This is a genomic window from Paraburkholderia sp. A3BS-1L, from assembly GCF_051125215.1.
In the GTDB taxonomy this organism is placed as follows: domain Bacteria; phylum Pseudomonadota; class Gammaproteobacteria; order Burkholderiales; family Burkholderiaceae; genus Paraburkholderia.
On the sequence record NZ_CP120442.1, the window covers coordinates 2,544,016 to 2,569,804 of the forward strand.

Genomic DNA, 25,789 nt, shown 5'->3' on the forward strand with positions numbered 1-25,789 from the left:
ACTCAGCAGCAGGCCGAACCGGCCGGTTTCACGGGAACGTCAACGGGATTTCCGCGCGGGACGCAGCATGCAGATGTTCGTGACGGCGGGAGTTGCTGGGTGCTTTCGCCATAGACGCGTGCGCTATCGAGGGTATGAAAATGCTCCCAGGCGATACCCTGCGGATCGATGATCCAGTGCTTGGCGCTGCGCGCATAGCAGCACGTGGTCTCGCCCTGGTCCAGCAATACCATGTCCGCAGCCCTTGCTCGCTGCGCGAGTTCGGTGAGCTCGTCGGCGTCATCTACCTGGAAGCCCAGATGGTCCACACCGGCCTTCGTGCCGCGCGTCGAAATGGCGAAGTTCACGCGTGGATCGTTCAGCATCCACTTCGCGTAGTCCGCTTCGACCCGCGCGGGCTCGGCGGCAAACAGCTTCGTATAGAACGCGACACTGGCTGCAAGATCGTCAACGTGGACGTGGATGTGAAACCGCTTCATGAACGTTCTCCTTCAGCATTTGCAGGAATCGGAGCCGGGGGTGAGGCACGCTTCGCCCTGGCAACAGTTTTCGGTCAGAAAGCCGAGCAGCGCGTTCATCTGCTCGAAGGCGGTTCGATAGATCAGGCTGCGACCATCGCGTTCCTGCGTGACGAGCCCCGCGTGCATCAACTCCTTCAGGTGAAAGGAGAGTGTTGCGTTGGGAATGTCGAGTTGCCCTGCGATGGCGCCGGGCGTCAGTCCGGCAGGGCCGGCGACAACCAGCATACGGAATACGCGCAGGCGCAGTTCATGGGCAAGTGCCGCAAGGGCACGGATAACGTCTTTATCTTCCATATTTCCAATATATTCGAAATATATGACGGGTGCAAGACAATCTCAACTGGTCCTTAATCTCGAGTCCGGCCTTCGCGCAGCAGGCCGTGCCGCTCTGCGCACCGACGGGAGGGGCTGCATCTTGCAAGTGCGCATGTATTTCGGCGAGTTGTGCCTCGTTTTCGACCTGGATGCCCAGGTGGTCAAACCCCAGCGTCGCGCCGCGCTGCGAGATCGCGAAATTGACCCGCGGATGATCGAGCATCCAATTCGTGTAGTCCTGTACACCCTGGGGTGTACAGGACAAGTCTGTCAGGCCGTCGGCTGCCGCCGGCTCTTGAAGCTCACGGTGTTCTTGTAGTCCTGCACAGTGCCGATGCGGTGCAGGTTCGCCCACGTGCCCTTGTAGTAGGGCACCACGTTACGGTCGGTCCAGGGCGTGGTGACGTTACCCATGATCCCGTTAAAGTGCCCGAACTGCATGAAGGTCTGGCCGCGCTTGATGGCTGGCTCCAGATACGCCATTGCAAAGGTGGAGCCGTAGTCGTTGTAAAGCTCGACGACATCTCCCGAGGCAACACCGAGCTCCTGGGCGTCTTGCGGATTGATTTCGAGGTACGCCATTGGCACGCGCTCGCGCGCGAACTCGTTGAATTGATCGTGATACATCGTCTGCCAGACCTCATTGACGCGACCATTGTTGATCCAAAACCGGTATTTCGACTTCAGGTCGGCCACTGGCTTGGGCAACCCCGCCCACTTCGCGGGCTTGAACTGCGCCTTGCCGTCGGGCGTATCGAACTTACCATCCGTGTACAGCATTTCGGTGCCAATCAGCTTGCCGCCTTCATAAGACTTGACTGGCAACTGCACACCGTTGTTGCCCGCGGCACGCAGACGCTCGTATGTCACGAGGTTGCCGGTGTTGCCGCCCTGGCTGTCGATTTTGCCGACACCGGGCTGGCCGACCTGCCGGAAGCCGTCATTGAAGGCGTCCTCCTCGGTCTTCCAGTCGAAGCCGGCGAAACGTTGCGCCATGTCCTGTTTGCCGTCCGCCGCATACATCTGCTTAAGCGTGTTCGCAATAGCGGCCGCGATGAGGCAGTCGGGCAGCGCCGATCCCGGCGGGTCCATGAATCTCTGTGACAGGCGCATGCGCCTCTCGCCGTTCATCGACGTGAGGTTCATTTCACCCGGATGGGCGCCGGGGAGCAGCAGAACGGCGGCCTCATCGAGCTTGGTCGGATAGAGATTGATGCTCGTGACGAATAACCCTCCATGGTGCTTCACCGCGTCGTAGGCCACATCCACGAGTTGCGCGGTCGATGCCCCACGCTCGCGCGCCATGGCCTCCCTGACAATGCCGGCTCGCTTCAGAATCACGCCGCGGTGTTCCTGGGCGTTCAGAGTGGTCTGGAAGGGGTTGGCACCCCAGGCTGTGTACATCATGCCCTTGCCGTGGATGATCTCCTGATCGACGTAGATCTTCGTGTCGCCGGGATAAGGCGGGCGCGTGTAGCCTTCCTGGTGACCGCCCATGCGTACCACACCCGTGCCGCGGCGGCCTACGTTGTGCGTGGCGAGCACAACGTCGACCAGCGCGGACTGGATGACGTAGTTGTCGTTGCCCCAGATGATGCCTTTCTCGTACGCGTGCATGGTCCGGGGGCGATGCCCCGACGCCTTGGGCTTGTAAGCCCACTCGGCCGCTTGCTTCAATCGTTCGACCGGCACACCGGTGATTCGGCTGGTGTCTTCAAGCGACAGCCGGTTGGTTTTCATCGCGTCGTCAAAGCCGTTCGTGTATGTGGCGATGAAAGCCTTATCGTGCCAGCCTTGGTCGACGACATAGGTCAACAGGCCGTCAAAGAGCGCGATGTCCGTGCCCGGCTCAATGTCCAGGTGCAGCACGTTCTGTTTGCCGGCGACGTGCTCGGCGATCGTAATCGTGGTCGTGCGACGCGGATCCACAAAGATGATCTTTGCGGCTTCGACGCTTTCACCGGGAAAGCGTTGCTTGCGTTTGTCAATCCTCTGCCCTTGCAGATTCGGCAGCCAGTGGGCCAGGAAGTAATTGGTCTGTGTTTCGTACGAGTTGCAGCCGATTGCCATGATCACGTCAGCCAGTTCAGCGTCTTCGTAGCTGTTGTTCAATTCGCCGATGCCCATCTCGCGCGTGGCATGGCACTCGGAGTTGTAGGCGGGGCGGTTGTGAATGCGCACGAGCGGGGTTTTGAGCGCGGTAAACATCAGCTTGCCGGTGCCCCACGTGTTTTCGAAGCCTCCGCCGGCACCACCGTGATCAAAGCAATCGAACGCAAGGCCGGCCGGACCGTCATTGTCGAGAATCTTCCGGGTGAGCCCTGCATACAGCGCGAGTGCATCATCCCAACTGGTGTCCATCCACTGGTCGGCAAGATACACCCGCGGGCTGTGAAGCCGCTCTTTCGCGACGCCACCATCCGGGTTGAACATGACTTTCGCCAGCTGTCCGCCGCGCGTCGACGACAGTCCCTGATTGACGCTGCATTGCTTGTCCGGCACGACCAGGATGTTGTAGCGGTGACCGTCACGGTCGGTAATCGTGTTTTGCATTGCCGGCGTCATCACAACGGAGAGCGGCGGCAATTGCTTGCGGAAGTCGAGGCCCAGCGCGTTCTGCTCGGGCGCGCGTCCGCCCTCGACGTTCTCCGGCCACTTAAAGACGTGATAACCGCACCCGACAATGCAGAAGTGGCAGGTGAGATTGGTCCGTTGGGCTTGTACGGGGGGCAGCGCCACCCGGTCCCGGTTGGTAGCCATGGTGATCCCCTTTTACAGCACATTGGCCTGACGGCCATAGATCAACCCGTTGACCGCGACGGCCCGCACGGAGCCGTCACTCGCGTTGTAGTCGAGCACGATCGAGGGCAGGTTCTCCGTCGCCTGCCCCGAAACCATCTGGCCAGTTTTCTCGGCGTCGAAGATGCTGAAGTGGCACGGGCAGCGGAACACGCGCGCGGATGGATCGTATGCCACCGGGCAGCCCATGTGCGTGCATAACACGCTGTAGGCCACGATGTCGCGGTCCGGGCCGACACCGCCTGGCACGGGTGCGCCCGTTTTGACCACGACGCAGGGCGACGCAGCGTCCGGAAAGGAGAACATGACCGGCGTGTTCTCCTTGAGTTGCCCGGCGTGTGCGACAACCTTTGGCACGTACGGCAACGTCGTACGTCCAGCATCCGCTGGCGCCGCCTGGGTAGGCCCGGTCCCCGCCACGGCGACACTCGCGCCAGCCGCCGCACCTCCCGTGAGCTTCAGAAACTGTCTGCGACTAAGACTCATGGTCTCCTCCACAGGAAAACTAATTTGGTTAATTAGTTAGACGAACAGATTTGATCGAAGGCAAACTCGGGTACATGACTGAGATGGGAAGCCGCGGCGCACCAATTTTTATATTTTTCGAAATGTTGATATTGGTGTAGAGCAAACGTTTCGACAATGCAAGCGTCATCAGGGTCGAATGACCTAATTGCGGGTTTCTTGGTAGGAAGTCCGTCCTTTCTTTTCTAACTCCTCGGAGAAACCGCAAAAGCTCAGATGAAACGCGCCCCAGTCGTGCTGGTCGTGTGATCGCCCGAAGGCGTATGCCGGGCCCCGTTACTACCGGCTGGCGAGCGAAGCCGACCTCTGGAAGACGGTTCCAGGACCGGCTCGATACCGAGCGGCACCAGGATCTCGCGGAGTTGCCGGATTGCCCGGTTCACTTCATCGCCAGTGTCCACGCAACGCGGGCAGGTCTTGCCGCTGGAGACGAGTCGTTGCCATAGAACCGGAAGCACTTTCATGGCGTTACGCTTTCGAAGCACTGCATGCCTGTCCGCGACGTGATCACCTGGGTTCAGACCGGCTTCCCCGACTGGCGACTCGGCAAGCCACGGAATCAGCGCGGTCGGTGGCGCCAGGTCATCCGCTACTCGGCGAGAAAGCCGCCATGCTCACGTCCGGCCCGAGGAAAAGAGGCTCTACTGGTGAATTCACAGCGTCAGCGTCCCTGAAAGGTGCTTTGGCACGATCGCCTTGAGGCTGGAAACATATTCGTTGACGAATTCTTCATCGACGCCACGACAGAGCCGATTGGCCATTCGCGCATCGAAAATCTCACGGACTGATGCCGCGAACGTCGGCGAATTTTCTACAGTCGGCATGGCTGCCTGGAGTACGGTCATCATCGCGTCCGCCTGAGCCTGCATGAGATTGATCCGTTTCCACAGTCCGTCGATTTCCCGATCGATATCTTTCAAGTCAGCCTCCCTACCCTGTCGCCCGTGCCGTGGCTCGGTCCCATCATCATGTCAGCCTGCCCGCCGGCGAGGGTACGCGCATTGACACAGGTCAAGATGAATCGAACTCGCCCAAGCATCATGAAAGGCCGTCTGGTGCAACAGCAAGACACGTCATCGCGACGAGGCCCAGCCACGCATCGTTTTCGATGTAATGAGGCGTCGGCAGACAATGGGCATGTACGCGGCGTCGATGCGCATCTCATGAAGTCCGCCACGATAGCCCCCTATGTCTCGAATCAATCGACGACAAGATGGTTGTCGACGCTGCCGAGGACCATTGGCAACAAAATCGCTACATCTGAACGTTAAGAAATACGGAGCGGTGTTTAATACCCTCGCACCGGGAACCGCATTGTCCGGCACCATCCGCCGTGCCACGTGATTCACGCATCATTCCTGTCAGGAGCAACGTCATGAGCAACGTCGAAGTCGTCTTGTGCAGCCCGGTACGCACCGCGATAGGCACCTATGGAGGGACACTCAAGGACATGCCGGCGCCAGCACTGGGCGCTGCCGTCATCCGCGAAAGCCTCAAGCGCGCCGGATTGCCGGCCGACAAGGTGCAGTCGCTAGTCATGGGAAACGTCATTCAGGCCGGAGTGAAGATGAATCCGGCGCGACAGGCCGGTATCAGCGGCGGCTTGCCGGTCGCGGTTCCCGCGCTCACGGTTAACCGCGTCTGCGGGTCGGGCGCGCAGGCGATCGCCAGCGCTGCAACCGAAATCTGGGCCGGCATGATCGATTGCGCGATTGCAGGCGGCATGGAAAACATGGACCGTAGCCCCTACCTGCTGCCGCAGGGGCGCTGGGGCGCCCGGATGGGCGATGTGACGTTGTTCGACAGCATGCTGCTCGACGGGCTCAACGACGCCTTCAGCGGTCAGCATTCTGGCTGGCATACCGAAGATCTTGTGAGTCAGTGCGGCGTCTCCCGGGAAGACCAGGATCGCTGGGCGCTGCGCTCGCAGCAACGCTTCGCGCAGGCCCAGGCCGCCGGGCTGTTCGATGCCGAAATCGCACCCCTGGAGGTGCCCGGTCGCAAGGGTCCGACGATCTTTGGCCGCGACGAACACAATCGGCCAGACACGAGCGCTGAATCGCTTGCCAAGCTTAAACCGGCGTTCCGCAAGGACGGCACCATCACCGCCGGCAATGCGCCCGGCCTGAACAGCGGGGCCGCTGCGACGCTTGTCGCCGAACGTGGCTGGGCCGAGCGCAATGGCCTGACGCCGATGGCGCGGCTGGTCAGTTATGGCATAGGGGCCGTGGAACCGGGCTTGTTCGGCCTCGGACCGATTCCCGCCGTGCGGCAGGCCCTCACGCGCGCGGGTTGGTCCGTGGCACAGGTAGACCGCGTGGAGATCAACGAGGCGTTCGCGGCGATCGCACTGGCGTGTATAAGAGAGTTGGGATTCGCGGAGGACGTTGTGAATGTGGAAGGTGGGGCGATTGCGCACGGTCATCCGATCGGCGCGAGCGGCGCGGTACTGACCACTCGGTTGCTGCACCAGATGCAGCGTGGCGGAGGCCGACGCGGCATCGTGACGCTGTGCATCGGCGGCGGACAGGGCATAGCGCTGGCGCTCGAGACCTTGTGATACGCGTAGTGTTCCTTCCGGAAAGCGCCCCCAGCGCAGACGTGATCAGACCGGCCACGATCGGCAGCTTGCCGCATGGGCGGTCTGTTCCACTGTCGACGCGCCTGGCGGGCGGTGTGATGCATCACGCCGGGGGCGCGCCCGGCCATCGCATCACGACCATGATCGGACAATTGGACGATGGCTTTTCCACGGAGTTGCGGCGCTGGACGTACTGCCGGATAGGGCCGCATCCCGACCTGCCAGCGTAGAGCGCCCCGTATTAGCGGGGTTGTCGTGGTGACGCCCGGACGCTGGCAACTTGATGCAAGATGATTTGAGATCAATCAGAATGGGGAAGCGCATGCCACCACGGCTCGCATTGCTGGATGCACCGACCAGGTACTTGTTCTTCACCGGAAAGGGTGGCGTTGGAAAGACTTCGGTTTCCACCGCCGCGTCCATCGCGCTGGCCGACGCCGGCAAAAAGGTCTTATTGGTCAGCACCGATGCAGCGTCCAACCTGGATGAAATGCTCGGTGTTGAATTGACCAATAGCCCGGTCTCCGTTCCGGGTGTGGTCGGCCTGCTCGTCCTGAATATCGACCCGGACGTCGCAGCTGAGAACTATCGCGCGCGCGTCGTCGAACAGATGAGCCCCGATGCAAGTGCCGAGGAAATTACCACGGTGCGAGAACAGCTATCCGGTGCCTGCACCACCGAGATCGCCACTTTTGACAGTTTTCCAGCTTACTTTCTCATGGTGGTTCCGGCTTTGATCATGTGGTATTCGACACAGCCCCCACTGGTCACACGCTGCGGTTGTTGAGCCTGCCCAAAGCGTGGAGCGGGTTCCTTGAAGGCAATGACCGGGGTGCATCCTGTCTGGGACCGCATTCCGGCTTGAAAATGCAGGAGGAACTCTTCAATCAGGCGTTGGCTGCGCTTAACGACGCCAGTATGACAACCGTCGTGTTGGTCGCTCGCCCTGAAACCGGCGCATTGGAAGAAGCCGCGCGTACGTCCTTCGAGCTACGAGATCTGGGGCTGGTAAATCAGCGTCTGGTCGTGAACGCCGTCTTCCAGGCGGGCCACTCCAATGACCGCATTGGCGACGCATTCGATACCTTGGGAAAGAAGGCTCTCGCAGCCATGCCGGAACCGCTGCGGCAGCTTCCTACGGATTATGTGCCTCTGCGCGCGGTGGACTCGGTGGGCTTGCCTGCGCTCCGCGCCCTCCTGGATCCGGAATCGACATACGTAAGCGACACTCCTCGCGGGGTGCCCACACACTTTGCGTATCACACCATGTCGGAATTGGTCAAGGAATTGGCCCACGCCGAGCGGGGGCTGATCATGGTCATGGGCAAAGGCGGCGTGGGCAAGACAACTATCGCGTCGGCTATTGCGCTGGGGCTCGTTCGCAGCGGAAAGTCGGTGCATCTGAGCACTACTGATCCCGCGGCGCATCTGGCGATGACCCTCCAGGGAAACGTGCCGGGGCTCACTCTGGGGCGCATCGATCCGAAAGTGGAAACCCAAAAGTATGTGGACAAGATCGTGGCTGCACGCGCGCCGCAAATGACAGAGGACGAGAAGGCGCTACTCATCGAGGACCTACGGTCCCCCTGTACTGAAGAGGTCGCCGTGTTTCACGCCTTCTCGCATGTCGTATCTCAGGCTGGCAGTTCATTCGTGGTACTCGATACCGCTCCGACCGGTCACTCTTTATTGCTGATGGACGCCGCGGGCGCCTACCATCGTCAGATGATGCGCTCGTTTGACGACAAGGCTGCCGGTCGCATCGTGACCCCATTGATGCGATTGCAGGATGCCAGTTACACCAGGATCATCCTCGTCACATTGCCGGAAACAACGCCGGTGTCACAGGCAGCGGCATTACAGGAAGATCTACGCAGGGCCGATATCGAACCCTTTGCATGGGTGGTCAACCGGTCATTGCTAGCCACTGACACACAAGATCCCGTGTTGCTGGCGCGTTTGAATAGCGAACGAGAGCAGATGGAGCGGGTGTCAAGGATATCGGAACACCAGGTCTACGTGGTTCCATGGCGAGCAGATCGACCGGTGGGAATCACTGCGCTTGAAAAGCTTCTTGAAGGCGACTGACGGCCGAGGCTGCCTTGGAAGCAGTCGTTCAGTTGCGCGCTCCTTGATGCCCGCAAAGGGTCGACGAACTGAGCCAATCGACATCAGACTCCGCTCGGCCACGAGCTGCCATTCTGAATAGCAGGAGCGACCGAGTCAGACGGGACGAATACGACCACATACTAGCCGAGCGAAATCTCGACCTGTGAGTAAGCGAAGGACGATCACCCAAACCCGTGAGCGGCCTAGCCCCGGTGTCCGGTGGTATTTTTGGTGGTATCCGTATCGCGAAAATTCTACGGACCCGCCCCAGCAAAGCGACCGCAAGAATTTTTCCATTCCGGCCCGAGCACCAGATACTCTCCAAACGTTCCCAACGTTTGACCACGAAACCCCGCCAGATATAGTCTCGCGGGGTTTTTTGCTTCAAGCGCGCTGAATCCGCAATCCAGACAGTCAGCGCAAATTCGTCTGCGCGAGTTCCACCACTTCGTCGCCTCGTCCGCTCAACACCACGCGCAGCATATAGAGGCTGAACCCCTTCGCCTGCGCCCACTGGAGTTTCGGCGGCATGGCCAACTCATGCCTCGTCGTCACCACATCAACGAGCGCCGGGCCGTCATGAGCAAACGCTTCGCGCAACGCATCGTCGAGCGCTTCCGACGTCTCCACACGCACGCTGAAGAGTCCCGCGCCTTTCGCGATATCGGCGAAATTGGTCGCCACGAGATCGGTGCCTGTCTCGACGTAGCCGCCCGCCTTCATCTCCATCGCGACGAAACCCAGCGCCCCATTGTTCAGGACGACGATCTTGATCGGCAATTCGAGCTGGCGCGCCGTGAGAATGTCGCCGAGCAGCATCGAAAGACCGCCATCGCCGGACAGCGAAATCACCTGGCGCCCAACATGCGCGGCCTGAGCGCCCAGTGCCTGGGGCATCGCGTTCGCCATCGAGCCGTGGTTGAACGAGCCGTGCAGGCGGCGGCGCCCATTCATCGTCAGGTAACGCGCGGCCCAGAGCGTAGGCGTGCCGACGTCGACCGCGAAAATGGCATCGTCGGCCGCCAGCGCGTCGAGGCGCGAGGTCACGTATTGCGGATGCAGCGGCTTGCCCGCTGCCGCCGGGCGCGCAAGGTCGTCCAGTCCCTTGCGCGCATTCGCGTAGTGCTCGCGCGCGCGTTTGATGAACTCGCGTTCGGTCTTGCGCGTGAGCCGCGGCGTGAGTGCGCGCAAGGTCTCGCGCACGTCGCCGATCAACCCGAGCGTGAGCGGCGCGCGCTTGCCCAGCGCCGCCGCATGGCGGTCGATTTGCACGATGTTCGCGTTCTCGGGGTAGAAGTTGCGATAAGGAAAATCGGTGCCGAGCATCACGAGCGTATCGCACGACATCATGGCGTGATAGCCCGAGCTGAAGCCGATCAGCCCTGTCATGCCCACGTCGTACGGATTATCCCATTCGACATATTGCTTGCCCCGCAGCGCGTGCACGACCGGTGCGCCAAGGGCGTCGGCGAGCGCCACCACTTCGTCGTGCGCGCCCTTGCAGCCGCTGCCGCACAGCAGCGTCACGGCCTCCGAGAGATTGAGCAGGTCCGCCAGCCGGTCGATGTCCGCCGAAGCCGGCAGCGTCGCGGGCCGCGCGTGCTGCGCCCAGACCGGCTCTTCTTCCGGTCCGTCGAGCAGCGCCACGTCGCCCGGCAGGACGATCACGGCCACACCCTTCTGATCGATGGCGGTGCGCAGCGCCGTTGCGAGAACGCGCGGAAACTGCGCAGCATTGGTCACGAGTTCAACGTAATGAGCGCACTCGCGAAAGATCTCGGTTGGATGAGTTTCCTGAAAGTAGCCAAGGCCGATCTCAGTCGACGGAATGTGCGCGGCGATGGCCAGCACCGGCGCGTGATTGCGATGGCAGTCGTACAGGCCATTGATGAGATGCAAATTGCCGGGGCCGCAACTGCCCGCGCATACGGCGAGCCGGCCCGTTGCAGCGGCTTCGGCGCCTGCCGCGAACGCAGCGACTTCCTCGTGCCGCGTATGCATCCAGCGGATCGTGCCAAGCTTGCGCAGGCTCGCGGAAAATCCGTTCAGGCTGTCTCCGGTCACGCCCCAGATACGCTCGACGCCCACCGCTTCGAGCGTCTTGGCCAGAAAGTGCGCGATCGTCTTCGCCATGCTGTTCTCCTTGCCTTGGATATTGCCAGGCGCTGCGCGCGATGCGTGCGGCGGCCGGTGGGTCGCATTACGTTACGCCATCCTCATCAGGCACGCCGTGAAGTATCGCAACCCTAACGCATATAGGGGCACGATCGCTCATCAGGCATCGCGACGACCCGCGCGGAAAGACGCGCTCACGCCGCGCGTGTGCTGCATCGGCGGCCCGCCGGCATTCGCTAAAATGCTGTGGTTTATAGCAGTCGGCGTTCCGCCATGAATCTCGAAAGCATTCTCTTCTCCCAGGGCTTCGGTACGCGCCGCCAGTGCCGCGGCTTGATCCTCGAAGCGCGGGTGGCCATCGCGGGTGTGCCCTGCACGGATCCGCTCGCCACCTTCGATACCGAAGACCTCGTGTTCAGCGTCGACGGGACGCCCTGGCCGTTTCACGCCCGCGCCTACCTGGCGCTGAACAAACCCGCGGGCTATGAGTGCTCGCGCGATCCGCAGCACCATCTGAGCGTGTTTCATCTGCTGCCGCCGCAGTTCGCCGCGCGCAACGTGCAATGCGTGGGCCGCCTGGACCAGGACACGACCGGCCTGCTGCTGCTCTCCGACGACGGTCAGTTCGTGCACGCCTTCACTTCGCCCAAGCGCAAAGTTCCCAAGGTCTACCTGGCCACCACGCGCCATGCGCTCGATGAAGCACAGTTGCGCTCGCTGCGCGAAGGCGTCCTGCTGCACGGCGAGCGCGAGCCCAGCACTGCCGTGGCCGCGCATGCGCGTGGCGAGCACGAGCTCGAACTGAGCGTACTGGAAGGCAAGTACCACCAGGTCAAGCGCATGGTTGCCGCCGCGGGCAACCGCGTAGAGGCACTGCATCGCGAGCGCATCGGCGGCTTCGCGTTGCCCGCGGATCTCGTCCCAGGCGCATGGCAATGGCTAGACGAGACCGCCCTCGACGCGCTGCGCAACACGGGGTGAACCACGGCGAGCGCAGCCCATGGCCGGTCCTGTGTGCGCTCGCGCACCAGACGCGCCCGATTGCACCTGTCTGCGCCGCGTCGCAGCATGCCCTTCCCGATGTTCCGCCCTATACTCGATTCAACAACGATTACAAGTTGCAAGGAGGGGCATCATGATCATCAACGGGACATTCGAGATCTCATTCGTGTTGATGGCTTTCATGGCGCTGGGAGCGATTCTGATCGGCGGCTTGCTGGCGTCGATGCATTTGCGGCATCAATACCATCCCAATCTGATCGGGGCGCTCATCGGGGCCCTGTTCTGCTTCCTCTTGCTCGAAGCGCTGCCGGCAATCACGTGAACGGCACGCTTGCGCCGTGCCGCCGGCCCGGGCTCACGGGTGCGGCGGCAGCGTGCGCAAAAAAGCATCCACATCGGGATAGCGCAGGCGCAGGCGCAGTTCGCGCTTGAGTCGCGTGTTCGCGAGCCGGCGCGATTCCCGCATGAACGAAAGCAGTGTCGGATCGAGTTCTAGCTCAGCCTGGGCGCGCTCGATGCGCGGGGCGCGCGCGAGACCGAACGCATCCGCCACGCGGTCGAAATAGGCTCCCATCTTCAATTCGCTGTCGTCGCTGGCGTGAATGACGCGCGCCGGGCGCCCGCGCGTGGTCAGCCGCAGCAGAATGGCGGCGAGGTCATCGGCGTGGATGTGGCTCGTGTAGACGTCGTCCGGTTCGACCAGCGCCGGCGTGCCCTTTTCCAGCCGCGCGAGCGGCAAGCGGTTCGCGGCGTAGATGCCCGGAATCCGCGCGATGCTCGCCTTGAGCGCGCCGCGCGCCGTCGCGCGCCGCAGTTGCCGCTCGGCCGCCACGCGCCGTATCGCTCGAGCGTTGGCAGGCCGCACCGGACGGGTTTCATCGATGCGCGCACCGCCGCAGTCTCCATAGACACCGGTGGTGCTCGCGTAGACGAGCGTCGGATGGGCCGGATCAGTCAGGTGGGCGCGAGCGGCGAGGCGGGTACGCTCGGGTACAATGGAAGACGCTTTAAGACGTGCTTGACGCGTCGATGCCGGCTGCAATGCGGGCCCTGCCACACCGGCGCGCGCGCTTGCGGCCGGGCGGCCCGATGCCCCGCTTTGGGCCGCCCGCGCCGCAGAGCGCCGACGCGCCTTGAGCGCCGCAATCAGCCTGCGTGTGCGCAGGTCGTCATCGCAGTCTCTCGCGGGCGGCGCGAGGTGCAGCACGATGCTCGCGAGCCCGGCGAGGCGTGCAAGACGCGTGCGCACGTCGAGGTCGCCAGCGACCGGCACCGCGCCCGCGGCGCGCAGCGTCCCGGCCTGTTCCGGACGGCGCGTGAGCGCGAAGATGCGCGGTCGGCCGCGCCGCGCCTGCAATTGGGCAACGCAACGCAGGCCGACGTCGCCGCAACCGACAATAAGGATGCGCGCGCGGCGCAAGGTTCGTGTAGCAAGCATGGTGGACCCATTTTAGCCGCTGGCGACGGCCCAAGCAGGGCCGGACATCGGCCAGACGAGACGCAACCCGGCTCGATCCCCCCGATTACAGATTACAGACTTGCTTTCTCGAATATGGTCTTCAACGTAACACTCAAGCAAAGTGGCCGACAGTTCCAGGTCGAACCCGACGAACCCATCCTCAACGCGGCCCTGCGCCAGGGCATCGGCCTGCCGTACGGCTGCAAGAACGGTGCGTGCGGCTCCTGCAAGGGCACAGTATGCAGCGGCGAGGTCGAGCAGCGCGCACATGCCGCTTCGGCGCTCTCGAATGACGAGAAGACGCGCGGCATGGCCCTCTTCTGCTGCGCGACGGCGCAGACCCACCTCGAAATCGACGTCCGCGAAGTGGCGGGCGTGGGCGACATGCAGGTGCGCAAGCTGCCCACGCGCATTGCCGCAATCGAGCGCAAGGCCGACGACGTCATCGTCCTGAAGCTGCAGTTGCCCGCCAACGAGCGCCTGCAATATCTCGCCGGCCAGTACCTGGAATTCATCCTCAAGGACGGCACGCGCCGCAGCTATTCGATGGCCACCGCGCCGCACGAGGAAGGCCCGCTCGAGCTGCACATCCGCCACATGCCGGGCGGCAAGTTCACCGACCACGTCTTCTCGCAGATGAAGGAGCGCGACATCCTGCGCTTCGAGGCGCCGCTCGGCACCTTCTTTCTGCGCGAAGACTCGGACAAGCCCATCGTGCTGCTCGCCTCGGGCACCGGCTTCGCGCCGCTCAAGGCGATCGTCGAGCACGCGATCCACCAGAAGCTGGACCGCCCGATGACGCTCTACTGGGGCGCGCGCCAGAAGAAGGACCTGTACCTGATGGACCTCGCCGAACAATGGGCGAAGGACATCCCGAACTTCCGCTTCGTGCCGGTGCTATCCGAGCCCGCCGCCGGCGACAACTGGACCGGCCGCACGGGCTTCGTGCACCGCGCCGTGATCGAGGACCTGCCCGATCTCTCCGGCTACCAGGTCTACGCCTGCGGCGCGCCGGTGATGGTGGAGTCGGCGCAGCGCGACTTCTCGCAACACCACGGCCTGCCCGAAGACGAGTTCTATGCGGACTCGTTCACGAGTGCCGCGGACCTCGCGAATCCCGTCTAAGCAGCGCCCGCTGGCGAATGGGCTGGCCGGCCGTCACAAAAATTTCGTCGGCCGGCTGAAACTATTCAAAGCCATTCGCCACATTGACGGTTTACAGCGCCGCCGCCCTTGTCGTATTCTTGCGCCCATGAACTGCATCCTGTCCGCCCTTCGACGTCGCCGCTCGCCCCATTCCCTGGGCCTGGCTTAGTTCGAGGACGCGCGTTGCACACGGGTTGAACCCCAACGCAGATGTAGTTCGAATCACGAAGCCACGGCCAGCCCGTGGCTTTTTGTTTGTCTGCCGGTTTTGACGGCTTCTTTCCAACCCTCATTGCAGTCCCAGCGCGGAGCCCGTTGCCATGAATTTTTCCGAGTACCCGATCGAGTCGCTGATGTACATCACCAACCGGCCCGAAATCGTTTTCACGCATGGCAAGGGGTCGTGGCTGTACGACAACGAAGGCAAGCGATATCTGGACTTCATCCAGGGCTGGGCCGTGAACAGCCTCGGACACTGCAACGAAGGCATGATCGAGGCCGTGGAGAAACAGGCGCGCCTGCTCATCAACCCGTCGCCGGCGTTCTATAACGAGCCGATGGCGAAGCTCGCCGGCCTCCTCACCGAGCACAGCTGCTATGACAAGGTGTTCTTCGCCAACAGCGGCGCGGAAGCCAACGAAGGCGCGATCAAGCTCGCGCGCAAGTGGGGCAAGAAGTATCGCGACGGCGCCTACGAGATCATCACCTTCGACCACAGCTTCCACGGCCGCACGCTCGCGACGATGTCGGCAAGCGGCAAGCCGGGCTGGGACACCATCTACGCACCGCAGGTGCCGGGCTTCCCGAAGGCCGATCTCAACGACATCGCCTCGGTCGAAAAGCTCATCACGGGCAAGACCGTCGCCGTGATGCTCGAGCCGATCCAGGGCGAAGGCGGCGTAATTCCCGCCACGCGCGAATTCATGCAGGCGCTGCGTGCGCTCACGAAGAAGCACGGCATTCTCTTGATCGTCGATGAAGTGCAAAGCGGCTGCGGCCGCGCGGGCACCCTGTTCGCCTACGAACTCTCGGGCATCGAGCCGGACATCATGACGCTCGGCAAGGGCATCGGCGGCGGCGTGCCGCTCGCGGCGCTGCTCGCGAAGAAAGAAATCACCGTGTTCGAGGCCGGCGACCAGGGCGGCACGTACAACGGCAATCCGCTGATGACGGCCGTAGGCTATTCGGTGATCTCGCAACTGGTCGCACCGGGCTTTCTCGAAGGCGTGCGCGCGCGTGGCCAGTATCTGCGCGAGAAGCTGCTCGAACTGTCGGAGGAGCGCGGCTTCCAGGGCGAGCGCGGCGAAGGTCTGCTGCGCGCGCTGCTGCTCGGCAAGGACATCGGTCCGGAAATCGTCGAGAAGGCGCGCCTCATGCAACCGGACGGCCTGCTGCTCAACGCGGCGCGGCCGAATCTGCTGCGTTTCATGCCCGCGCTCAACGTGACGAACGAAGAGATCGACCAGATGATGGCGATGCTGCGCACGGTGCTTGACTCGCTGTAAGCGCGTAACATCGCTGCGCGCGATGCGCAGCATCATGAAAAAAGCCGCATGGACTTCACGTCCATGCGGCTTTCGTGCTTCTGGCGGTCATGCAGACCGCCTTGCGTCGCTCACCCGCTCACTCGCCCAGATACGCCGCGCGCACCTTCGGATCGTCGAGCATCTGCTTCGCGTCGCCTTCCATCGTCACGAGTCCCGAGTCCATCACGTAACCGCGGTTCGCCGCCTGCAGCGCGAGCCGCGCGTTCTGCTCCACCAGCAGCACCGTGATGCCCTCGCCCGAGATCGTGCGCACCACCTCGAAGATCTTCTCCACCATGATCGGCGACAGACCCATCGACGGCTCGTCGAGCAACAAAAGCTTCGGCTTGCTGATGATCGCGCGCGCCATCGCCAGCATCTGCTGCTCGCCGCCCGAGAGCGTGCCCGCGAGCTGCGACGCACGCTCCTTCAGGCGCGGGAAGAAGCCGAACATGCGGTCGACGTCCTTCTGGATGCCGTCCTTGTCGTTGCGCAGGTACGCGCCCATCTGCATGTTCTCGACGATCGACATGCGCGCGAAGATGCCTCGACCTTCCGGCACCATCGCCAGACCTCGCTTCAGAAGCTCGTGCGCCGGCACGCCCTTGATCGACTGGCCCATGTATTCGATGTCGCCCGCCGAGTATGGCTTCAGGCCCGTGATCGCCTTCATGGTGGTGGTCTTGCCCGCGCCGTTCGCGCCGATCAGCGTGACGAGCTCGCCCTGCTGGACCTCCATGTCCACGCCCTTGACCGCCTGAATGCCGCCGTAGTTGACCTGCAGGCCCTTGATTTTCAGAACCGGTGTAGCCATCAGTGAACTCCCGCGCCCAGATATGCCTCGATCACCTTCGGGTTCTTCTGCACGTCTTGCGGCAGACCCTCGGCAATCACCTTCCCATAGTCGAGCACTGTCATGCGGTTGCACAGGCCCATCACCAGTTTCACGTCGTGCTCGATCAGCAGGATGGTCTTGCCATCGGCGCGGATCTTGTCGAGCAGGCGCGTGAGTTCGACCTTCTCGGTCGCGTTCATGCCGGCAGCCGGCTCGTCGAGCGCGAGCAGCTTCGGATCGGTCGCCAGCGCGCGCGCAATTTCCAGACGCCGCTGGTGGCCGTACGAGAGATTGCGCGAGGTGTAGTCGGCGTACTGCGCAATGCCCACGTATTCGAGCAGTTCGAGCGCGCGCTCCTTGATCTCACGCTCTTCCTTGCGCTCGGCCGGCGTCTGGAACACGGCGCCCAGCAGGCCATGCTTCGTGCGCACGTGGCGGCCCACCATCACGTTTTCCAGCGCGGTCATGCCGCCGAACAGGCGGATGTTCTGGAACGTGCGCGCGATGCCTGCCTTCGCCACCTGGTACACGGCGGTCGGCGTATAGGTGTCGCCGTCGAGCCGGAATTCGCCCGAATCCGGCGTGTAGAGGCCCGTGATCACGTTGAAGAACGTGGTCTTGCCCGCGCCGTTCGGGCCGATCAGGCCGTAGATGGTGCCTGCCTCGATCTGCAGGCCCACATCGGAGAGCGCCTGCAGGCCGCCGAAGCGTTTGTTCACGCCCTTCACGGACAAGCGAATCTGATTGTTGCTCATATTGTGTGTCTCCCCTTACGCGCGCACCGGCTTCTTGCTCGTGCGCTTCGCGATCTTCGCGATCTTGTCTTCATGCTTCGCGGCAGGCCACAAACCTTCCGAGCGGTAGAGCATGATGACGACCATCGCGAGGCCGTAGAGCAACTGACGAATGACTTCGGTATCGACGATCTGGTGGCCGAACAGCGCGTGCTGCAGAGGGCCCATGGTCGAGCGCAAGAACTCGGGGAAGATCGACAGAAGCACGGCGCCGAGAATCACGCCCGGAATATGGCCCATACCGCCGAGCACCACGCAGGCGAGCACCACGACCGATTCCCAGAACGTGAACGATTCCGGCGAGACGAAGCCCTGGAACGCGCCGAACATAGCGCCAGAGAGGCCGCCGAACGACGCGCCCATCGCGAACGCGAGCAGCTTCACGTTACGGGTGTTGATGCCCATGGCCTTGGCGGCGATTTCATCTTCCCGGATCGCAGCCCATGCGCGGCCGATGCGCGAATGCTGCAGTCGGGTGCACACCCAGATCACAAGCAGCGCGCAGAGCACGAACACGTAGTAGTAGCCGTACACCGACGTGAACGTGAAGCCGAACACCGTATGCGGCTGCGACAGATCCATGCCCGCGATGTGCAGCGGCGCCACGCCCGTGATGCCCTGCGGCCCGTTGGTGATGTTCACCGGACGGTCGAGGTTATTCATGAAGATCCGGACGATTTCCCCGAAGCCCAGCGTCACGATCGCGAGATAGTCGCCGCGCAGACGCAACGTCGGCGCACCGAGCAGCACACCCGCAAGCGCCGCGAGCCCCATCGCGCACGGCACCACGATCCAGTACGGCGTATGCATGCCGTTCGGGAACATGTGCGCGATCCACTCGAACTGGGTCGTGAGGTGCGGCGAGGTCAGCAGCGCGGCAACATAGGCGCCCACCGCGTAGAACGCGATGTAGCCCAGGTCGAGCAGTCCGGCGAAGCCCACCACCACATTGAGGCCCAGCGCGAGCATCACATAGAGCATCGCGAAGTCCAGCACGCGGACCCAGTAGTTGCCGCCCGCGGCGCCCACCACGAACGGCAGCGCGGCGACGACGATGGCCGTAACGATCCCGACCGTGAGGGTTTTCGTGGTGTTCTTTTCGGGGATGAGCGTCGTCGACGGCTCGATCGGTTGAATGGATGTCATGTTGTGCTCCCCTCTTTATGCGCGGTCTGCGACACGTTCGCCCAACAGCCCCGACGGACGGAACACGAGCACGACGATCAGCACGATGAACGCGAACACGTCCTGATAGTTACTGCCGAACACGCCGCCCGTAAGGCTGCCGATGTAGCCGGCGCCAAGCTGCTCGATGAGGCCCAGCACCACGCCGCCCACCATCGCGCCGCCCAGGTTGCCGATACCACCCAGCACTGCTGCGGTGAACGCCTTCATGCCGGGAATGAAGCCCATGTAGAAGTGCGCGTTGCCGTATTCGGAGGCAATCATCACGCCAGCCAGTGCAGCCAGCGCCGAGCCGATCATGAAGGTGGCCGAGATCACGAAATTCGGATTCACGCCCATCAGGCTCGCGTTGTTCGGGTTCTCCGCGATGGCACGCATCGCGCGGCCCAGCTTGGTTTTGTGCACGAGGACCAAAAGGCCCGCCATCACGATGAACGCGACAGCGATGATCACGATCTCGGTCGGCGAGATCACGGCGCCGACGGTCGTATCAGTCGCCTTGATCACATTGATCGGATCGGTCGAGATCAGTTGCGGGAAGGCCAGCGGGTTGCGCGACCAGATCATCATCGCGAGCGTTTCAAGCAGGATCGACACGCCGATGGCGGTGATCAGCGGGGCGAGACGCGGTGCGCGCCGCAACGGCCGGTACGCGATTTTTTCGATTGTGTACCCGACGAACGCGCAGACCACCGCGGCGATCGCGAGCGCAATGATCAGCGTGGGGATGTGCCCGAGACCCGGGAAGTGGTTATGCAGCACGTTGATCGCGGACAGCGCGACCATCGCGCCAACCATGAGCACGTCGCCGTGCGCAAAGTTGATGATGCCCAGAATCCCGTACACCATCGTATAGCCCAGCGCGATGATGGCGTAGATGCTGCCAAGCACCAGCCCGTTCAGGATCTGCTGGATGAAAATATCCATTTAATGCTCCTTTGCCCGTGCGACCGGATTCGCGCTCGTCATCGGCCGGTGGGCGATGTTTTACGGAACCGCAACGACACTCTCGGGTACTGAAGTAAAAGACCGGTAAAGGTTGGCCACACCCAGTTTGCTTTGCTGCTGTGTTGCAGCGGCAGGCTCGCCGGAAGCGGATGCAAAAACGGCACCGTCGGATGGTTCGGTGCCGTCGGGTTCAACAACTGCCTGTCACATCCGCAGCAACGCCTGCGCCGCGGACCTTGCGGCCAGCCGTGCATACGTTGTACGTCATGACTCCCTGCTTGGGCGCAATGATCGAGATTGCGCTCGTGCCCGCTTCTACACTGCGGACGAACCACGTCTGGTGCGTTGCAACCGCAGCCGCCGAAGGCGCGGCAAAAGCAAACTCGACTTGCATTAATCAGGTCTCCTGCGCCTTCCGAAATGCTTGCCTGGAGGGCCTCACAAGGACATTCCCCCCAGAACGCGCGCATTGTAACGCCAATTATGCGGCAGGCAATATTGTTGAACCGACAGGGTTTTCCTGCATTGCAACCTATTTTTGAAATAAGAAGGCGACTGAGGTTGCACCCATGGTTGCGCCATATTTCAGTGCATCAGTTGCACCAAAATCTCCCACGTATGCATCAAGTGTTGTTTCGCCCTGGCGCGATGCCTTACCAGGCGGGCCTTGCTCACATCGTTTTGCGGATTTAAGTAGATGCTGGGATTCCACACCAAATCGGTGCACAGGGCATCAGGACTGTCTCAACCTCTCAAAAAAATGGGGTCATACCACGGAATTGAACCCTGCCCTCTAGCGAAAACACTAATACGACCAGGCTGAAACAAGGCGGTTTACCTCACATTTCGCACGATGCCGCCCTATTTAATGATTTCAGCAACAATAAAAAAAGCGCACCGTCGGTGCGCTTTCTTCTGAAGCCGGAGTCGAGGCCCGATATCAGGCGGACTGCCCGAGACCCCGCGGCAGCGGAAATGCAATGCTTTCTTCGATGCCCTCGAGCGCGCGAACATTGCTCACGCCCAGTTCGCGCAAACGCTCGATGATCTGCTGCGCGAGCGCCTCGGGCGCCGATGCACCCGCGGTCAGGCCGATGCGGCGCTTGCCTTCGAGCCAGCGAGGATCGATCTGGTCCGGCGCATCCACCATATAGGCGGGAATGCCGCGCTTTTCCGCAACTTCGCGCAGACGGTTCGAATTGGAACTGTTCGGGCTACCCACCACGATCACGACGTCGCACTGCGGCGCCATGAACTTGACCGCGTCCTGGCGGTTCTGCGTGGCGTAGCAGATGTCCTGCTTCTTGGGCTCGCGAATATCGGGAAAGCGCTGCTTGAGCGCGGCGATGATATCGGCGGCATCGTCAACGGAGAGCGTGGTCTGCGTGACGAACGCCACGCGCTGCGGATCGCGCAGGGTGAGCGCGTCCACGTCGGCGATATCCTCGACCAGATACATGCCCTCGCCCACCTGGCCCATGGTGCCTTCGACTTCCGGATGTCCCTTGTGGCCGATCATCACGATGTCGAGGCCTTCCTCGCGCATCTTCGCCACTTCGACGTGCACCTTGGTCACGAGCGGGCAAGTGGCGTCGTAGACGCGCAAACCGCGCGCCTCGGCATCGGCGCGCACGGCCTTGGACACGCCGTGGGCGCTGAAGATGACGGTGTTGCCCGGCGGTACTTCGTCGAGTTGCTCGATGAAGATCGCCCCCTTCTTGCGCAGGTCTTCGACCACGTAGGCGTTATGGACGATCTCGTGGCGCACATAAATGGGCGCGCCGTGCAGTTGAATGGCCCGCTCGACGATCTCGATGGCGCGGTCGACGCCGGCGCAAAACCCGCGCGGCTGGGCGAGCAGAATTTCTGCGTCGGCGAGTTGGGACGTGTCCGTGGTCATGGGCTTTAGAGGATTCCGATGATTTGCACTTCGAACGCAACCGCCTGGCCAGCGAGCGGATGGTTGAAATCGAACAGCGCGGAGCTGTCGTTCACCTCCTTGAGCACGCCGGCGTAGCGGCCGCCGTCGGGGGCGTTGAACTCGACGAGGTCGCCGGGTTTGAACGACTCGCCGATCACCGCGTTGTCGCGCAGCGTCTTGAGCGAGATGCGCTGGATCAGATCGGGATTGCGCTGACCGAAAGCAACGCCGGGTTCTAGCTGAAAGGTGGAGTGGTGCCCCACTTTCAGACCGATCAGAATGTTCTCCAGGGGCGGCGAAAGCTGCCCGACGCCCAGCAGCAGCGTGGCGGGGCGATCGGCAAACGTATTGACGATCTCGGTGCCATCGGCAAGCGAAAGCCGGTAGTTCAGCGTGACGTGGGAACCGGGTTTCACCTCGGAGATGTCGATGATGCTCATGCGGTACTCATTTTCGTCTGGTCGCGAGCGCCACGCGTGCGTGCGGAAGGCGCCCTCGAGGGGCCGGTCCGGCCGCCTTCCTGCGGTCGGAAAACCCGTATTGTAAGCCACATGATTGCCGGGCGGCGGGCGCAAGCGCCGCCCGGCGCGAGGAGATCGCATGTTCGAAATCGCCTGTAACAAGCCGCTTTGGCGCGACAGGGCCGCTTCCGGCGCCGGCGGCGCGCCGCCCGCCCTTGCGGGCGACGTGGCGCGAACCCCGCCGGCCGCTTTGGTCACGGGCAGCGAGCACACTGCGGCGCAGCGCCGCGCAATGCCGCGCGAGCGCCTGCGCGAATCGGGCCCGGCCGCGCTCTCCAACCTCGAACTGGTCGCGCTCGTGCTTGGCTCGGGTCTGCGAGGTCACAATGTGTTCGACGTGGCCAGATCGTTGCTGGTGCATTTCGGATCGCTGCGCGCCATGCTCGACGCGCAGCGCGAGGAATTTGAAGGCTTGCACCGCATCGGGCCGGCCAAGGCCTCGAAGCTCGTGGCGGTGCTCGAACTTGCCCGCCGCGCGCTCGCCGAGCAACTCGAAGACAAGCCGTTGATCGATTCACCGGGCGCGGTAGAAGACTATCTGCGCCTGCTGATCGGCGGGCGAGGCTACGAAGTGTTCGTGTGCCTATTTCTCGACGTACGGCACCGGCTGATCCGCACTGAAGAAAGCACGCGCGGCTCGCTCACCCGCATGGCGGTGTACCCGCGCGAGATCGTGCGGCGCGCCTTGATGCTCAATGCGGCAAGCCTGATCGTCGCGCATAACCATCCGTCGGGCGCGGTGCAGCCGAGCGCCAGCGACCGGCGCCTCACGCGGGTGCTGCGCGAAACCCTCGCACTCGTGGAAGTGCAGCTCGTGGACCATTTGATCATCGGCACGCAGGAAACGTTTTCGTTTGCGCAGCACGGCCTCGATTGACCCAGCGGCGGCATCCCAATCATTTCCGGAGCCGGTGTTAAGCGACGCCGCAGCAGCATTTGCAAATCGCGTTTGAATCTGCAAATCGTGTTTGATTTTCCAGGCGTCTTCCTGCTAGAATTCTGGTTTGCCTATTTCCAACCCTGTTCCGAAGCCCGTCGCGGCATTCCAGGGGAAATACGGCCTGGGTTCGAGGTTGTCTCTCATCCATACGTGAGCGCGCTCTTATTCCGGCCATTTCTCGCCTGGGAAACTTAAGCGGCTCTCGAACTCAGAATTTCCGTAGGAGTGCACTCATGGCACGTGTATGCCAAGTCACTGGGAAAGCGCCGATGAGCGGCAACAACGTTTCCCACGCAAACAACAAAACCAAGCGCCGTTTCCTCCCGAATCTGCAAAACCGCCGTTTCTGGGTTGAAAGCGAAAACCGTTGGGTGCGTCTGCGCATCTCGAACGCAGGCCTGCGCCTGATCGACAAGAACGGCATCGACTCCGTGCTCGCAGACCTGCGCGCACGCGGCGAACTGTAAGGAGTAAATCATGGCCAAGGGCATCCGCGACAAGATCAAGCTCGAGTCGACCGCAGGTACGGGTCACTTCTACACGACCACCAAGAACAAGCGCAACATGCCGGAAAAAATGTCGATCAAGAAGTTCGACCCGGTTGTTCGCAAGCACGTCGAGTACAAGGAAACCAAGATCAAGTAATTGATCGGGTTTCGAGCCTGACGAAGACAGAAAACCCCGCCTTCCGGCGGGGTTTTTCTTTTTGCGCCACATGTGTGCTTTTCGTCCGCTCCCCTATCGGAGTATGCTTCCCGCTTTACCGGCCGCCCACGGGCGCGCCATCTTCAAAAGTCGGCTCCCGCGCGGCTTCGGGCGGTACCAGACAGAGCAGAACACGAGAGACGGAGAGGCAGGACCATGAATTTCGATGTAGCGATCGTCGGCAGCGGACTGGCGGGACTAAGTGTTGCGCTGAACCTCGCGGATTCGCGCCGCGTGGTATTGATCGCCAAGCGCGCCATGACCGAGGGCGCAAGCGACCGCGCGCAGGGCGGCATCGCCGCAGTGCTCGACTCGGCCGACAGCGTGGAAAACCACGTCGACGACACGCTCGTCGCCGGCGGCGGTCTGTGCGAGGAAGCCGCCACGCGCTATATCGTCGAGCATGGCCGCGAGGCCATCGAGTGGCTGATTGGCCAGGAGGTGCCGTTCACCAAGGACGCCGCCGCCGAACTCGGCTTCCATCTCACGCGCGAAGGTGGCCATAGCCACCGGCGCATCATACACGCCGCCGATGCCACCGGCCATGCCGTCGTGCAAACGCTGCTCGAACGCGCCCGCCAGCACCCGAACATCACGATCCTCGAAGATCACCAGGCGATCGACGTCATCACGTCCGATCGTCTCGGCCTGCCGGGCCGCCGCTGCCACGGACTCTACGCGCTCGATCTGCAGAACGACCGCACGGTGACGATCCAGGCGCCGCATACGGTGCTGGCCACGGGCGGCGCGGGCAAGGTTTACCTCTACACGACCAACCCCGACACGGCCACCGGGGACGGCATCGCCATGGCGTGGCGCGCGGGTTGCCGGGTCGCGAACATGGAGTTCATCCAGTTCCACCCCACTTGCCTGTTCCACCCGCACGCCAAGTCCTTCCTGATTTCCGAGGCCGTGCGCGGCGAAGGCGGCGTGCTGCGCCTGCCCAACGGCACGCGCTTCATGCCCGCGCACGACGCGCGCGCGGAGCTCGCGCCGCGCGATATCGTCGCGCGCGCGATCGACTTCGAGATCAAGAAACACGGCATCGACTGCGTGCATCTGGATATCAGCCATCAGCCGCAGGCGTTCCTCGAAGAGCACTTTCCGACGATCCTCGCGCGCTGCCGCGAGTTCGGCATCGACATCGCCAAAGAGCCCATCCCGGTCGTGCCCGCTGCGCACTACACCTGCGGCGGCGTCGTCACCGACCTGGCCGGGCGCACCGACCTCGCAGGGCTCTATGCGGTTGGCGAGACCTCGTACACGGGCCTGCACGGCGCCAACCGGCTCGCCAGCAACTCGCTGCTCGAATGCCTCGTGATCGGCCGTTCGGCTGCCGAGGCGATCGAAGCCGAAGGCTTCAGCGCGGGCGCGCACGCCCCGCTGCCCGACTGGGACGAAAGCCGCGTCTCCGATTCCGACGAGGAAGTCGTGGTTGCTCACAACTGGGACGAGCTGCGCCGCCTTATGTGGAACTACGTGGGCATCGTGCGCACCGACAAGCGCCTCGAGCGCGCGCAGCACCGCATCGCCCTCCTGCGCGACGAGATCCTCGAGTACTACGCGAACTTCCGCGTGACGCGGGATCTGCTGGAGTTGCGCAATCTGGTCGACGTGGCGTCGCTGATCGTCGAAAGCGCGCGCTCGCGCCGCGAGAGCCGCGGCCTGCACTACAGCCGCGACTGGCCGGGCACGCTGCCCAAGGCGCTGCCGACCGTACTCTCGCCGGAGCGCGTGCGCAATCGCACCGTGTCGTAAAGCAGCGGAGGCTCGACAGAGCCTTCGGCCCAGCAAAAAGGCCGCCTCGCGAGGCGGCCTTTTTCGTTGCCGCACTGGTGGAAC

Annotated in this window: 26 protein-coding genes and 1 pseudogene; 11 read left to right on the top strand and 16 right to left on the bottom strand. The window is 62.7% G+C overall.

Features of this window, described 5'->3' with window-relative positions:
• Positions 1–2: 2 nt before the first annotated feature.
• The 7 genes and pseudogenes from P5W99_RS11590 to P5W99_RS11620 form a co-directional block, all read right to left on the bottom strand.
• Entirely contained in the window at positions 3–479 is a 477-nt protein-coding gene (locus P5W99_RS11590) for an ArsI/CadI family heavy metal resistance metalloenzyme (RefSeq protein ID WP_421024558.1), read from the bottom strand.
• A gap of 12 nt (positions 480–491) precedes the next feature.
• The gene (locus tag P5W99_RS11595; RefSeq protein WP_421024559.1) at positions 492–815 is read right to left on the bottom strand and encodes an ArsR/SmtB family transcription factor; all 324 of its coding nucleotides are present in this window, start codon (positions 813–815) and stop codon (positions 492–494) included.
• A 76-nt stretch (positions 816–891) separates the two neighbouring features.
• A pseudogene (locus P5W99_RS11600) lies at positions 892–1,077 on the bottom strand (ArsI/CadI family heavy metal resistance metalloenzyme); the annotation flags it as partial.
• A gap of 29 nt (positions 1,078–1,106) precedes the next feature.
• Complete coding sequence (locus P5W99_RS11605; RefSeq protein ID WP_421024560.1) at positions 1,107–3,596, bottom strand: arsenate reductase (azurin) large subunit; 2,490 nt, start codon at positions 3,594–3,596, stop codon at positions 1,107–1,109.
• Positions 3,597–3,608: 12 nt separating this feature from the next.
• Positions 3,609–4,121, bottom strand: coding sequence for an arsenate reductase (azurin) small subunit (locus P5W99_RS11610; protein ID WP_421024561.1), 513 nt, complete (start codon positions 4,119–4,121; stop codon positions 3,609–3,611).
• A 251-nt stretch (positions 4,122–4,372) separates the two neighbouring features.
• On the bottom strand, positions 4,373–4,624 hold the full coding sequence (locus P5W99_RS11615) for a DUF2703 domain-containing protein (protein WP_421024562.1): 252 nt from the start codon (positions 4,622–4,624) through the stop codon (positions 4,373–4,375).
• Between the two features lie 189 nt (positions 4,625–4,813).
• Entirely contained in the window at positions 4,814–5,080 is a 267-nt protein-coding gene (locus tag P5W99_RS11620; protein WP_421024563.1) for a hypothetical protein, read from the bottom strand.
• A 455-nt stretch (positions 5,081–5,535) separates the two neighbouring features.
• Between P5W99_RS11620 and P5W99_RS11625 the strand changes: the two genes are divergently transcribed.
• The 3 genes from P5W99_RS11625 (at position 5,536) to P5W99_RS11635 (ending at position 8,829) form a co-directional block, all read left to right on the top strand.
• Entirely contained in the window at positions 5,536–6,720 is a 1,185-nt protein-coding gene (locus tag P5W99_RS11625; protein ID WP_421024564.1) for a thiolase family protein, read from the top strand.
• 304 nt (positions 6,721–7,024) lie between these two features.
• On the top strand, positions 7,025–7,528 hold the full coding sequence (locus P5W99_RS11630) for an ArsA-related P-loop ATPase (RefSeq protein WP_434660858.1): 504 nt from the start codon (positions 7,025–7,027) through the stop codon (positions 7,526–7,528).
• Complete coding sequence (locus tag P5W99_RS11635; RefSeq protein ID WP_434660860.1) at positions 7,483–8,829, top strand: ArsA-related P-loop ATPase; 1,347 nt, start codon at positions 7,483–7,485, stop codon at positions 8,827–8,829. The genes P5W99_RS11630 and P5W99_RS11635 overlap by 46 nt, the downstream gene beginning before the upstream one ends.
• A gap of 435 nt (positions 8,830–9,264) precedes the next feature.
• Here the strand turns inward: P5W99_RS11635 and poxB are convergent, their stop codons facing one another.
• Positions 9,265–10,983 carry a ubiquinone-dependent pyruvate dehydrogenase gene (poxB, locus tag P5W99_RS11640; protein WP_434660861.1) on the bottom strand — a complete coding sequence of 573 codons (1,719 nt, stop codon included), beginning with the start codon at positions 10,981–10,983 and terminating at the stop codon, positions 9,265–9,267.
• A 255-nt stretch (positions 10,984–11,238) separates the two neighbouring features.
• On the opposite strand from poxB, the gene P5W99_RS11645 reads away from it, so the two are divergent.
• A complete protein-coding gene (locus P5W99_RS11645; protein WP_434660863.1) occupies positions 11,239–11,946 on the top strand; it encodes a pseudouridine synthase in 708 nt (235 codons plus the stop codon).
• Between the two features lie 154 nt (positions 11,947–12,100).
• Positions 12,101–12,289, top strand: coding sequence for a hypothetical protein (locus P5W99_RS11650; protein ID WP_413187071.1), 189 nt, complete (start codon positions 12,101–12,103; stop codon positions 12,287–12,289).
• A gap of 33 nt (positions 12,290–12,322) precedes the next feature.
• On the opposite strand, the gene P5W99_RS11655 is transcribed toward P5W99_RS11650, so the two are convergent.
• Positions 12,323–13,405 (bottom strand): NAD-dependent epimerase/dehydratase family protein, encoded by a 1,083-nt coding sequence (locus P5W99_RS11655; protein WP_421024567.1) that lies wholly within the window; start codon positions 13,403–13,405, stop codon positions 12,323–12,325.
• Positions 13,406–13,519: 114 nt separating this feature from the next.
• Here P5W99_RS11655 and P5W99_RS11660 point away from each other — a divergent pair, with 114 nt between their 5' ends.
• The gene (locus tag P5W99_RS11660) at positions 13,520–14,551 is read left to right on the top strand and encodes a CDP-6-deoxy-delta-3,4-glucoseen reductase (protein WP_421024568.1); all 1,032 of its coding nucleotides are present in this window, start codon (positions 13,520–13,522) and stop codon (positions 14,549–14,551) included.
• Positions 14,552–14,892: 341 nt separating this feature from the next.
• Positions 14,893–16,077 carry an acetylornithine transaminase gene (locus P5W99_RS11665; RefSeq protein ID WP_421024569.1) on the top strand — a complete coding sequence of 395 codons (1,185 nt, stop codon included), beginning with the start codon at positions 14,893–14,895 and terminating at the stop codon, positions 16,075–16,077.
• A 118-nt stretch (positions 16,078–16,195) separates the two neighbouring features.
• On the opposite strand, the gene P5W99_RS11670 is transcribed toward P5W99_RS11665, so the two are convergent.
• The 7 genes from P5W99_RS11670 to P5W99_RS11700 form a co-directional block, all read right to left on the bottom strand.
• Positions 16,196–16,912, bottom strand: coding sequence for an ABC transporter ATP-binding protein (locus tag P5W99_RS11670; RefSeq protein WP_421024570.1), 717 nt, complete (start codon positions 16,910–16,912; stop codon positions 16,196–16,198).
• Complete coding sequence (locus P5W99_RS11675) at positions 16,912–17,688, bottom strand: ABC transporter ATP-binding protein (RefSeq protein ID WP_421024571.1); 777 nt, start codon at positions 17,686–17,688, stop codon at positions 16,912–16,914. The genes P5W99_RS11670 and P5W99_RS11675 overlap by 1 nt, the downstream gene beginning before the upstream one ends.
• Before the next feature lie 15 nt (positions 17,689–17,703).
• Positions 17,704–18,873 carry an ABC transporter permease subunit gene (locus tag P5W99_RS11680; protein WP_434660866.1) on the bottom strand — a complete coding sequence of 390 codons (1,170 nt, stop codon included), beginning with the start codon at positions 18,871–18,873 and terminating at the stop codon, positions 17,704–17,706.
• Positions 18,874–18,888: 15 nt separating this feature from the next.
• Positions 18,889–19,839: a branched-chain amino acid ABC transporter permease gene (locus P5W99_RS11685; protein ID WP_434660867.1), complete on the bottom strand. Its 951-nt coding sequence runs from the start codon at positions 19,837–19,839 to the stop codon at positions 18,889–18,891.
• Between the two features lie 211 nt (positions 19,840–20,050).
• Complete coding sequence (locus P5W99_RS11690; protein WP_434660868.1) at positions 20,051–20,254, bottom strand: hypothetical protein; 204 nt, start codon at positions 20,252–20,254, stop codon at positions 20,051–20,053.
• A 546-nt stretch (positions 20,255–20,800) separates the two neighbouring features.
• Positions 20,801–21,760 (bottom strand): 4-hydroxy-3-methylbut-2-enyl diphosphate reductase, encoded by a 960-nt coding sequence (gene ispH, locus P5W99_RS11695; RefSeq protein ID WP_421024575.1) that lies wholly within the window; start codon positions 21,758–21,760, stop codon positions 20,801–20,803.
• A 5-nt stretch (positions 21,761–21,765) separates the two neighbouring features.
• Positions 21,766–22,221: an FKBP-type peptidyl-prolyl cis-trans isomerase gene (locus P5W99_RS11700; protein WP_434660871.1), complete on the bottom strand. Its 456-nt coding sequence runs from the start codon at positions 22,219–22,221 to the stop codon at positions 21,766–21,768.
• 160 nt (positions 22,222–22,381) lie between these two features.
• Between P5W99_RS11700 and radC the strand changes: the two genes are divergently transcribed.
• The 4 genes from radC (at position 22,382) to nadB (ending at position 25,705) form a co-directional block, all read left to right on the top strand.
• Positions 22,382–23,179: a RadC family protein gene (gene radC / locus P5W99_RS11705; protein ID WP_434660872.1), complete on the top strand. Its 798-nt coding sequence runs from the start codon at positions 22,382–22,384 to the stop codon at positions 23,177–23,179.
• A 296-nt stretch (positions 23,180–23,475) separates the two neighbouring features.
• Complete coding sequence (gene rpmB / locus P5W99_RS11710) at positions 23,476–23,709, top strand: 50S ribosomal protein L28 (RefSeq protein WP_027794135.1); 234 nt, start codon at positions 23,476–23,478, stop codon at positions 23,707–23,709.
• Between the two features lie 10 nt (positions 23,710–23,719).
• Positions 23,720–23,887, top strand: coding sequence for a 50S ribosomal protein L33 (gene rpmG, locus P5W99_RS11715; protein ID WP_027817504.1), 168 nt, complete (start codon positions 23,720–23,722; stop codon positions 23,885–23,887).
• Positions 23,888–24,103: 216 nt separating this feature from the next.
• The gene (gene nadB / locus P5W99_RS11720) at positions 24,104–25,705 is read left to right on the top strand and encodes an L-aspartate oxidase (protein ID WP_434660874.1); all 1,602 of its coding nucleotides are present in this window, start codon (positions 24,104–24,106) and stop codon (positions 25,703–25,705) included.
• Positions 25,706–25,789: the final 84 nt, after the last annotated feature.